The organism is Spirillospora sp. NPDC049652 (genome assembly GCF_040675125.1).
Classification (GTDB): Bacteria; Actinomycetota; Actinomycetes; order Streptosporangiales; family Streptosporangiaceae; genus Spirillospora.
The window spans coordinates 1-9110 of sequence record NZ_JBFAOF010000222.1 but is presented as its reverse complement, the minus strand read 5'-3'; the positions used below and the strand labels follow the sequence as shown (position 1 = coordinate 9110).

At 70.8% G+C, this 9110-nt stretch carries 10 protein-coding genes; 2 read left to right on the top strand and 8 right to left on the bottom strand.

The window, feature by feature from the left end:
- The 7 genes from AB0J52_RS16730 to AB0J52_RS16700 all read right to left on the bottom strand — a co-directional run.
- Positions 1-810, bottom strand: an 810-nt coding sequence (locus AB0J52_RS16730) for a CU044_5270 family protein (RefSeq protein ID WP_500182475.1), incomplete at its 3' end; no start/stop codon positions are given.
- Positions 807-1427 (bottom strand): RNA polymerase sigma factor, encoded by a 621-nt coding sequence (locus AB0J52_RS16725; RefSeq protein ID WP_500182474.1) that lies wholly within the window; start codon positions 1425-1427, stop codon positions 807-809. The genes AB0J52_RS16730 and AB0J52_RS16725, both read right to left, overlap by 4 nt.
- Before the next feature lie 176 nt (positions 1428-1603).
- The gene (locus AB0J52_RS16720; RefSeq protein ID WP_500182473.1) at positions 1604-2095 is read right to left on the bottom strand and encodes a hypothetical protein; all 492 of its coding nucleotides are present in this window, start codon (positions 2093-2095) and stop codon (positions 1604-1606) included.
- A gap of 48 nt (positions 2096-2143) precedes the next feature.
- On the bottom strand, positions 2144-2950 hold the full coding sequence (locus tag AB0J52_RS16715; RefSeq protein ID WP_500182472.1) for a GNAT family N-acetyltransferase: 807 nt from the start codon (positions 2948-2950) through the stop codon (positions 2144-2146).
- A 55-nt stretch (positions 2951-3005) separates the two neighbouring features.
- Positions 3006-3245 (bottom strand): acyl carrier protein, encoded by a 240-nt coding sequence (locus AB0J52_RS16710; protein ID WP_500182476.1) that lies wholly within the window; start codon positions 3243-3245, stop codon positions 3006-3008.
- A gap of 190 nt (positions 3246-3435) precedes the next feature.
- Positions 3436-4518: a DUF6461 domain-containing protein gene (locus tag AB0J52_RS16705; protein WP_500182471.1), complete on the bottom strand. Its 1083-nt coding sequence runs from the start codon at positions 4516-4518 to the stop codon at positions 3436-3438.
- Between the two features lie 136 nt (positions 4519-4654).
- The gene (locus AB0J52_RS16700) at positions 4655-5170 is read right to left on the bottom strand and encodes a hypothetical protein (protein WP_500182470.1); all 516 of its coding nucleotides are present in this window, start codon (positions 5168-5170) and stop codon (positions 4655-4657) included.
- A gap of 1216 nt (positions 5171-6386) precedes the next feature.
- Between AB0J52_RS16700 and AB0J52_RS16695 the strand changes: the two genes are divergently transcribed.
- Positions 6387-7355 (top strand): hypothetical protein, encoded by a 969-nt coding sequence (locus AB0J52_RS16695; protein WP_500182469.1) that lies wholly within the window; start codon positions 6387-6389, stop codon positions 7353-7355.
- Between the two features lie 110 nt (positions 7356-7465).
- The gene (locus tag AB0J52_RS16690) at positions 7466-8134 is read left to right on the top strand and encodes a class I SAM-dependent methyltransferase (protein ID WP_500182468.1); all 669 of its coding nucleotides are present in this window, start codon (positions 7466-7468) and stop codon (positions 8132-8134) included.
- Here the strand turns inward: AB0J52_RS16690 and AB0J52_RS16685 are convergent.
- Positions 8078-8788: a helix-turn-helix domain-containing protein gene (locus tag AB0J52_RS16685; protein ID WP_500182467.1), complete on the bottom strand. Its 711-nt coding sequence runs from the start codon at positions 8786-8788 to the stop codon at positions 8078-8080. The genes AB0J52_RS16690 and AB0J52_RS16685 overlap by 57 nt on opposite strands.
- Between the last annotated feature and the right edge of the window lie 322 nt (positions 8789-9110).

The window sequence follows — 9110 nt, the reverse complement described above, 5'->3', positions numbered from 1 at the left end:
CTCGGTGGGGTCGTGCTCGACCCAGCCGGGGACCGAGTCGGGCACCACGACCACTCCGGGGATCTTCGCGGCGGCGCGGTAGATGGCGACGGCGAGCTTGGGCGGCAGGATCTGCTCCGACAGGAGCACGCCGAGCTCGTGGAAGACCGCGGCGTTCCGGGCGGCCGGCTCGGCGGTCTTGCCGGACTTCGGAAACTTCGCATAGATGCCGGCCAGCAGGGCGCCCGGCTCGGTCGGCATGGCGGCGAGCTTCCGGTACGTCATGTCGTCCTTCGAGCCGACCAGCACGATCCCCTTACCGCCCGCCACCCGGAGCAGGCCCCGCTTTCCGACGCTCTGCGGCAGCCAGACCTCGCGCTCCCGCAGCGGCTGCGGAACCCGCGGTCCGCCGTCCGTCTGGACGGTCCACGCGACCTTGCTCTTGATGTAGACGAGCTGGTCGTCGCGCACGGGCAGGACGCGCTGGTGCGAGGCGGCCAGCGAGATGCGGTCCAGCAGCGCGGGGGCGCTGTGCTCGTCGCCGGCCGCGGGCGCGGGCGCCGGCGCGGGCGAGCCGTCACCGCCGCCGCGCAGGCCGGTGAACAGGCCCGCCGCCACCGCCGCGGCGGCGAGCGGGGCCGCCAGCAGCACGAACCGGCGGCGCCTGGGGCGCTTCGGGGCGGTCGCGGGCTCTTCGATCTGCAGCATCAGGTGCTCCTTGAGGAGGTGGTGCCGGCCGTCGGAGAGCTCAGGGGCGCCCGGGGGCGGCAGAAGCCGCGTGAGCTCGGCGAGCTCGTCGGACTCGGGTCCGCGCCGTGGGTTGCCGTTCATGAGTACCTCTCCTGCGTCGGCCGGACCGCGTGCGCGCGGTCGTCACCAATGAGCTGTCCTCGGCCGGACGAGGGTTCCCGTTCGGCGTCGGTGAGTTTGCGCAACCGGGTCCGGGCTCGTGAGAGCCGCGAACGCACCGTGCCCACCGGCACGCCGAGCGCCGCCGCGGCCTCCGTGTAGTTGAGGCCCGCCCACACGCAGAGCGTGAACACCTCACGTTCGGCCTTGCGCAGCCGGCCGAGCGCGGTGCGCGCGGCGGCCAGTTCCTCCGCGTCGGCGAGCCGGTCCACCAGCTCGTCGGCGAAGTCCGCCACCTCGTCCCGGCGGGGCATCCGGTTCAGTGCCGCCTCGTGCCGCCGCGCGGACCGGGACGCGTTGCGCAGGACGTTGGTCGCGATGCCGAACAGCCAGGGCCGCAGCGACTCTCCGTCCGGCTGGATCTTCTCGCGCAGGCGCCACGCCTCCAGGAAGGTGAGCGACACGATGTCCTCCGCCGCCGTCCAGTCGCCGGTGACCCGGACCGCGTAGCGGTACACCGCTCGTGCATGCTCATCGAAGAGGTCCCCGAACGCCGCGGGGTCGCCTGCTCGTATTCGGGCTCGCGCTGACAATTCCACACACTGTCCTGTCCGGTGGCGCCGCGAGGTTCCCGTCTCGTCCCGAGAGATCCGAAAGAGTCGGCCATCAGCCGCTCGCGCAGGCCTCAGCCAAGGATCGGCTTCGCCGCGCTCCGGGCCGGAAGCTGCTCGTCCGAGGCCCGGAGCAGATGCCTGATGTGCTGCCGGGCCACGGGTCAGTCCGCGAGCATGCGTGCGACGGCCTCGGCGGGCAACGGCGCGATGATGCGGTCGACTTCGCCGTCGAAAACGAGGATGTGAACCGCGGCGTCGGGCTGCCAGTACTCCTGGTACCCCTCGTTCGGGCTCGGCAGTTCGACCAGATCAACACCGAGGCCCGTCAGCGCGGCCCGAAGCTCGGCGAAACGGAGCGAGGCCCGTAGGGGGCCGTAGGCGTCCTCGATCGGACGAGCCGCGACGTCGGTGCCGACCGAGCTCAGCCGGTGCAGTTGCACGGTGAAATGCGTGCACCGCCATGCCGCTTGTCCGGGGCCTCGCTCCCAGAAGAACTCGACCAGGCCGTGGTCCCGCCACATCTGGTCCCCACTCCCGTTCTCCGCCGGGGTGGTGCCCAGGATGCGATCGACGTCCTCAGGGGTGCTGGCGGCGTCGGCCCCCAGGACCGATCCCCGCACGATGACGTCGATCGCGAGATCCAGCGTGCTCACTCCTGCGCCCTTCCTCCGGGAGGTCCGAGGCCGAGACCCTATGACGGATCACGGGTTGATGGCGTACTCGGTGAAGTGACCACACGGGGTGAAACCGAGTCGGCGGTAGACGCGTTCGCCGTCCGCCGATGCCTGCAACACCGCGGTCTCGTACCCCGCGTCGTGGGCGGTCCGCAGGGCGGCGAGGGTGATGACGCGGCCATGGCCACGACGGCGGGCGGCCGCGAGAGTCGCGATGTTGTAGATTCCGGCGACGCCCGCGTCCAGAAAGACCTCGGCCGAGCAGACGGGACGCTCGTCGACGTAGCCGACCAGGTACCGGGCGGGGCAGTCGGGTGCTAGCGCCCAGGGCGCGGTGTCGGCGAAGAACTGGCGCACGGTGACGGCGGGCGGGTTCCAGTTCGCCGCCAGGATCATGGCGTAGTCGGCGAGCTGCGCCGGTCCGGTCACCAAGCGGACGTCCAGGCCGTCGGCACGCGCCTCGGGGAGGGGCGCACGCAGGTCCCGCCACATGCCCGTCTCGGTCTCCGCGGCTTCGAGCCCGGCGGCCTCGAGATGCTCGGCGAGGTCGGACGGCGTGGAGGCGGGGCCCACCCACCACGAGAAGGGGCGGCCGGTCGCGGCCAGGGCGCCGACGGTTTCGGCGGTGCGGACCCGGACGGTCGCCGGGGTGAAGCGGGCCGCCGCGACGATGTTGAAGGTGTCGTCGTCCAGGCCGCTGTCGGCGATCAGCAGGTCGCCGGTCTCGGTGACGGACGCGCCGTCCCGTTTCCGGTGCAGGTGGCAGGCGTGCCCGGCGAGGTTCTGCTCCATCGCTAGCTTCAGGCCGGGTTCGTCGATCGGCGGACGACTCATCTCCATGACGATCATTGCAGCATGCCCGGCCGATCTTCCTGCACGACCTGGCGGCTCAGGGTTGCGAAGGGGCTGCCCGGGGCGAGGGGTCGGGGCCGAGGCGGAGGTGGACCATCTGGGCCATGTCGGCGATCGTCCCGCCGTTGCGGACGAACTCCATCGGCGGGATCTCCAGCCCGTAGGCGTTGCGCAGGACGGTGATCAGCTCGGCCGCCATCAGCGAGTCGACGCCGAACTCCTCCAGCCGCCGGTGCCGGTCGAGCCCGCACGGACGACCACGGCACCCCCTCCCCAGCCTCCGACAGCAGCCGCCTCACCCACGCGGTCGAGCAGACGGGTGGGGTCAGAGTGACGGAGGTGACCGCGGAAGGTTCGGCGGGCGGTCCATGTGGGAGGAGGCAGGCGCCACCCAGTGGGACGGATGCACCTGGTAGCCCCCCAACGAGACGCTCCGCCCCAGGGCCTCCAGCGGGGCGGGGCCGCCGTCAGGCCGGGTCCGGATTTTCGCGGAGTGCGCGCAGGATGGTGCGTTCCTCAGCAGGGTCGCGGAACACCGGAGGGCCTTCCGTGAGCGGACGGAGCACCGCCCCGGCAGCGGCATGCGGGTCGGGCCACAACGCGGCTTTCAACGCATCGGCGAACCAGCCGCGCAAGGCTGCGGTCTCGTCTCCGTAGTCGCTCAGCCTGGACTGTACGGACGGGTCGTTCAACGCTCTACTCGACCGGCGGGAGTGGACCAGCCAAGAGCGGACATGCATGCCGAGTTCCGAGCCAGGAGAAACGGTGACCGGCTCGCCGCGCTCGGCTGCGGCGACCGCCTCGGCCAGGCCCGGGGTACCGGCCAGGTCCAGGACGGCGGCCAGGCGCATCGTCTCCCGTGCGATGACCGCGCGGAGCAGATGCGGCGGGGCGGCTTGGACAGCCGTGCTGATGGCTGAATCGGTGCGGTCATAGGTGGGCGACGGCGCAGTGGCGCAGAACCACGGTTCGACCTCAGCGGACAGGATTTCTCCGGTCAGCGCGTTCTGATGCGGGACGACGCCCGTGATCAGGCCCGCCAGCAAGAATGCTGGGATGTAGCCGCCAGCGAGGTAATCGTCGTCCTCGAAGTCGGGATCGAAGCCCGCCGCGCGCATCTTTCCCAAGAGGTGGTCGGGCTCGCTGCCCCAGCGCCGCTGGGGCCAGGTGGGTTCGAACCCGGTGACCAGCGTGCCGTCGGCGGCGTAGCAGAAGCCGTGGTCGGCGTACTGGTGCCGCAGAACCGAGACGGCCCGGGTGTCTCGCGAGAGCGCCTTCAACGGCTCCGGAAGCGAGCCCTGGAAACCATCGGGCTCGTAGAGCACCGTCCAGGTTCCGAGGTTCAGCGCGAAGGCGAACTGCGGGTAGCCGTCCTCGAAGGAGTGGTAGGCATCCCAAGCATCATGCAGCGTGCGGGGACGCAGCGTGTCCGGGAGAGCGCCCAACCGCGACAGCGCCTCGGTCTCGTTGACGTCCTCGATGAAGGTGAAGCAGAAAATCTCACCGAGCTCCTCAATCCACGCGACGTCCCCGTACGTCACCGTGAGCATGGCTTCTCCCGTAAGGCCGATGACATGACCCCACGACCATGCCAGCGACCACCGACAACCACCCCGCCTCCTTCACGCTTGGCGGCCGGGCACGACGTGCGCGCGCCCGGCGGCCCTCGGCATGGTTGGGCGCTGTTCAGCAGCTCTGGCTGCGGACGTGCGCCTCATCGTTAGTCGCGATCTTCATGGCGTACCCGGCCGACATGTTGAAGTCCCGCCAAGCCCAGAAGCCTGGAAACACCCATCTGGCGATCCTGCCCGACGCCTTGCACCTCACGTAGAAGCCGTCCCAGTCCTGGCCCGAGGGAGTCGACTCGCCGGGGTACAGAGCGCGCCACTCGGTGCCCGGCTTCGGCCCGTTGTCGTCGTAATCCCTGATGGCCCACACCGTGTGGGAGCTCTCGTTGAGCACCTTGCCGCAGATCGCCTCGAGGCAGCCGCCGGCGCTGGCGGGGCCCGACACGGCGACCATGCCTGTCCCGGCAACGGCCACCGACGCGACCACGGCACCGACGCGTTTCGCGACGATGCTTCCCCCGCGCGAACCGTGCCGAGAGGCAGGCCGGACGAGCCCACACATGGATTCTGCCGAGCGTGGTCGCCGCCCGCGATTGGTGACGGCGGCCACGGCTGTCATGAGCGTTTTGTTCACCAGTTCCCCGTTCTCTCGTACCTGGTCGGCGGCTTCGAGTTCGTGCGGCCACGAAGTGACTGCTCTGAGCGACCTCAGTCTTGAACGCGCCTGTTTGTCTGGCCAGCCTCTTCCATCACGCCGGACAAAACGGTGCCCAGGCGGAGGGTTGACGCAGGGCGGCCGGCCGAATCGGCGGGGCGCTCGAATGGGGCGGCAGGCGGGCGGCTGTGGGGCACTACGTCACGACCGGACGGGCGTGGGAGGCGCGTCTTCTCGGGTGCAGCGCCAAGCTGGGCGAGGCGGGGGCGCACTCTTAGGACGCGTTGCGGGGGTTCCAGACCTTGATGTCCAGGCCAATCTGGTCCGGTTGGCCGTCGGCGTGGTGGACGGAGGTGACGCGCGCTGCCTGCGGGCAGGTTCGCGACGGCGGCGGGATCGACCGCGACCAGGCGCCGGTCGGCGATCCGGAACTCCAGGTCGTTGACCCGTGACCGGGCCGCCGTGGCCGTCTCGTGCGAAGGGCGCACGAGCGCGGCGGTGACGACTGCGGTGGCCACCAGCGCCGCAGCACCGGCCAGGTAGCGCGGCGAACGCCGCCCGACCGCCGTCAGGACCCGCCGCGTCCGGGCGTCCTCAAGGACCTCGGGGTCGATGACGTCAGCACGCACGCTCGCGTCGGCGACCCGCTCGACCGCCGCCGGACGGACGCGGCGCACTCGTCGGGACGGCGGCAACACCACGGCGGAAGGCGGGCGGTCGGGACCAGAGCCGCGCCGTCGTCCTGGTCGGGACGGTCGGGGGCGCGAGCCGGAATCGGACGGGGGACGGGGACCAGTGCGGTTCCGGGCTTGGCTGCGGCTTCGATCTCGCGCAGCGCCTAGAGGCGACGGACACGCCTCTGGCCACCGGCAGGCGGAGTATCCCCGCGCCAGCGGCGTGGACGACCGGCCTCACCGATTATCCACACAAACTCGCGACGGGATAACCGCGACCTTACAGAGATTGCACCGGGCGGTTCGGGCCGTCTTCGCATTCACCCCTGTCACGCCTGGCGGGTCATGAAAGACACAAAGACCTTTCCTGGGCCCCATCACTCAACCGACTGCGAACGCCGGGAACAAAAGGCCTTAACCGGCCTGAAGCACCTCTTTCCCCCCTCCGCTCGCCTGTGCCAGATTTCTCCCGAACCAGGCCTCTTCGGCACGGGCTCTGACCGATCCAAGGAGCGGATGTCATGGGACGGACGATGCGGCCGTTGAATCCGGCCATGGGACCCGTCGAGCGCTTCGCCTGCGAACTGCGCGCCTTACGCGCCGCAGCCGGCGAGGTCCCGTTCGGCACGATGGCACGTCACAGCACGGTGTCGAAGAGCGCGCTGGCCGCGGCCGTCGCCGGATACCAGCTTCCCAGCGAACGCGTGCTGAGTGAGTTCGTCCGGCTCTGCCGGGGCGACCGGGAGTGGTGGCTGGAAAGGCTGGCGAGGGCGCGGGCCGAGTCGGAGGCCACCGCCCCTCAGCCGGCGGCCCAGGAGACCGGGGAAGGAGGCGATGAGAAGGACGAACGAGGCTGGCTGGTTCTGCGCCCCGCCGCACACGTGGTGCTGCCGCCCGCGCAGGCCTTACCCGATCCCGTTCCCGTTCCGGCCCCGCCCGGCCGACGCCGACCCCCGCGCCGTGGTCTGCTGATCGGCGCGCTGGCCGCCCTCCTCGCCTTCACGGCCGGCTGGTTCGTCCACCCGGCCGCAGGCCGATCCGCCGCCAGAACGCCCACCCCCGCACCGGTCGCGCCCGCCGACGGCGTCGACCCCTACATCGCCGGCTGCGGACACGACCAGAAGATCATCGAGCGGCAGGGGATGGTCTGGCCGGACGAGAGCGCGTACGGCTGGCTCGTCCTCTACTACTCCCCCCGATGCCAGTCCAACTGGGGCTACGTCACGGGGCCCAACTCCACCAAGTGGCGCGTGCACATCATCGTCCGCCGACCCGCGGACGACGCCAGCGCCCAGTCCTCGGCCAGCGCCGACGTGCGGCCGGGGTCATGGAGCAGCGTGCTCATGACGGCCGCCGGATGCGTCTACGTCGAGGCCTACGTGGTGACCAGCGCCGGGCAGGGCCGCTCGGCCAAGACCAGCTGCTACAAAGCCACCGACCCCGTCCACCACGGCACCCCCTCCCGGTCTCCCTCTCCCTCCCGCTCCTGAGCGGCCCACGTGGCGTGATGACGTACCTGGGCAGAGAACCGACCTGAGGAACATGCCCGTCGGCGGTGAGCGATTCGTTCAAGACCGCCGGGTCGCCCGGCGGGAGGCTGGTGGTCGTGAGCGAACAGACTTTCACTCCTGCGCTGGGACGCTTCGCGCCCGCGCGCTTCTTCGATCCGGTCGTCGCGTTGACCCGCGAACGGTTGTGGCGGGCGCTGGCCGTCATGCACGTCGCGCCGCGTCCAGGCGAACTGGTGGTGGACGTGGGATGCGGCACCGGCGCGACCGCCCTCATGGTGAGCCGGGCGGAGCCGCGCGCACGCGTGGTGGCAGTGGACCCGGACGACAGTGTCCTGGCGATCGCGCGGCGCAAGGCCGCAGCCGCCAGCGCGGATGTCCAGTGGAAGCTGGGAATGGGTGACGCCTTGCCCGAAGTCGTGGAAGACGGGACGGCGGACGCGGTGGTGTCCACGTTGGTGCTGCATCAGTGCCCGATGGAGACCAAGCGGGCCATCCTCGCGGCCATGCATACCGTCCTCCGCCCGGGCGGCAAGGTGGTGATCGCCGATTACGGACGGCAGCGGACGCGGTTGATGCGGTGCGGTTTCCGGCTGGTGCAGTTCGCCGACGGAGTCGAGGACACTCGGCCGAACGCCGAGGGGGTGGTACCCGAACTGATGGCGGAGGCCGGTTTCCGGGACGTCCGGGAGGCCGAGCTGGTGTCAACGGTCACCGGGTCGATCTCCATCTACGTCGCCGTCCGCGAGGGAGCGGCGTAGCAGCGGGAGGACGGTCGCAGGGGTCAGGCCCATCATCTCGCGCATCCATCGGGTCAGGTGGGCCTGGTCGGCGAAACCGCTCGCGGTGGCAGCATCGGCCAGGGACCGCCCCGCGCGGACTTCCTCCACGGTGCGGCGGAGCTGGTTCCAGATCCGCCAGCGCGCCAGCGGCATGCCGAGCTGGCTCCGCGCGAGGCCGCGGAGCCGTTGCGGAGACACACCCACGCGTGTCGCCAGCTCTGCCGCTGAGACCGGACCGTCCGCGAGGGCCTGCATGGCTTTGAGCAGCCGGGGGTCAAGGCGGTCTGACGGTTCGGTACCGGCGGAACGGAGGTCGTCCTCGCCCAGATGGCGCAAGTCGGGCGCGGCGGTGATGCCCGCCTCGCAGCGCCGGCGCAGCTGGTCGGCGTACGCGTAATGGGGCTCGATGTAGAGGACGCGCAAGTCCGCCGTCGTCAGCATCCGATGTTCTGCCATGGGCGGAACGAGGAGGGCGGTGGCGCGGTGACGGGTACCGGCGGCGTCGAGCATCGCGGCGTGGCCCTGGACGGCGGCGCTGATCTGGAAGGCGGCGTGGCTGTGGGGACCGCTGTCCCACGAGGGGCCTTCATAGATCGCGTACCCATGACCCACGATGAAGCTCGTCGCACTCACGTGTCTCCTCACGCCCGGCCAGTCACATCCATCTGACGACCTTCGCAGAGTCCGGCACCGCACTCAGCGGCAACACGAAGTCGGTCCGCGGGGACGGGCGGGCGGGCGGACGGCCGACGACGGCGGGATCACGACGGGACGGGCGAGGCTACGGCCTTCGCCGGCACGAATGCGCAAGGGTGGACGAACTCCCTCGTGCCAGGGCTCCGTCCGGAAAGGGTTCCCGCTGAACACAGCATTCGCAGAAGCGCTGTCCGCCGTCCTGCTCCTGGTGGTGCTGGCCTGCGCCGTGATCCGGCCGTGGGGCCTGCCCGAGGCGGTC

Coding starts and splice junctions, on each gene's coding strand:
- AB0J52_RS16695 (WP_500182469.1), top strand. CDS start 6,387: ATGGGACGGACGATGCGGCCGTTGAATCCGGCCATGGGACCCGTCGAG.
- AB0J52_RS16705 (WP_500182471.1), bottom strand. CDS start 4,518: ATGCTCACGGTGACGTACGGGGACGTCGCGTGGATTGAGGAGCTCGGT.
- AB0J52_RS16715 (WP_500182472.1), bottom strand. CDS start 2,950: ATGAGTCGTCCGCCGATCGACGAACCCGGCCTGAAGCTAGCGATGGAG.